The 1,024-nt window shown below is 61.8% G+C and carries 1 protein-coding gene; it reads left to right on the top strand.

Annotation, left to right across the window (positions count from 1 at the left end; translation table 11 throughout):
- Positions 1-234: 234 nt before the first annotated feature.
- A partial coding sequence (locus ACTXG9_RS19550) for an IS110 family transposase (RefSeq protein WP_457654821.1) occupies positions 235-1,024 on the top strand: 790 nt, incomplete at its 3' end.

Here is a 1,024-nt window from a genome sequence, read left to right as displayed (position 1 = left end):
AGCCGAGCATGGCTTGTATGTTCCTCCCGGCTCCTACGCGGTATGTAGGAGCCAGGGTGGAGGGACCGTCAACATGATATCTGCGGATAGCAGCCGACAGACGAGCCGAGCGATCCCCATCCCGCACCTTAACGTCGATAAAGGATCTAGCGGCCTTTGAGGACCGCCGATGTAGGCAAGCCAACGTGGTGCGGTACCACCCCAGCCCCTCAACAATAGCTGGGAGTTGCGCAGATGTCAGATCATTTGGCCGTCGGCATCGATGCCGACTCAAAGAGCCTTGTGGTGGCACGCCATGGCACCAAGGGCAGCACTCGAATCCCCAATTCAGCGTCAGCCATCGGTAAGTGGCTGTCCACTCTGCCGGTCGGGTCTCGCATTGGAGTGGAAGCAACCAATCGCTACCACGAGCTTGTGGTTCAAGCTGCCCAGAAGGCCGGCCACGTCGTCTTTGTGCTCAATCCGCGCGACATCAAACATTACGCCAAGGGCGTGGCCTGCCGCGGCAAAACCGACTCAGGTGACGCGCAGGTCATTGCGCGTTACATCGCCAAGGAGGCCGACAATCTGCATGAGCATGTCGCCCGATCGCCTGCGCAGGAGCAGCTGCATGTGCTGCTCCAGCAACGTGACAGCCTGGTCCGGAGCAAGGCGAAGTTGAATCTCTCGCTAGGCGCGGGGGCGTCGGAGTCGGCCATCTTTGGGCGCATCTTCGATGGTCTGAAAGAGGCCATTGCCCTGCTCGACCAACAGATTCAGCAACTGTGCCGCAGTGGCGAACAGCGCGACCTGTATCGGCGGATCATGACCATTCCGGGGGTTGGGCCGACGGTAGCGGCCTTCGTCACCCATCACATCACACGATGGCCCTTGACCAGCTCGGACGCCTGGATCGCCTGTACCGGCCTGGATCCGCGCCCCAACGAATCCGGCGCCCGGATCGGTAGGCGGCGCCTGTCCAAGCGCGGCAACGCCAGCCTGCGCCAGATCCTCTACATGGCGGCCATGGGACTGACCCGCTCCA

It is taken from the genome of Stenotrophomonas maltophilia group sp. LNF247 (assembly GCF_054083135.1).
This window is presented reverse-complemented; position numbering and strand designations above follow the sequence as displayed.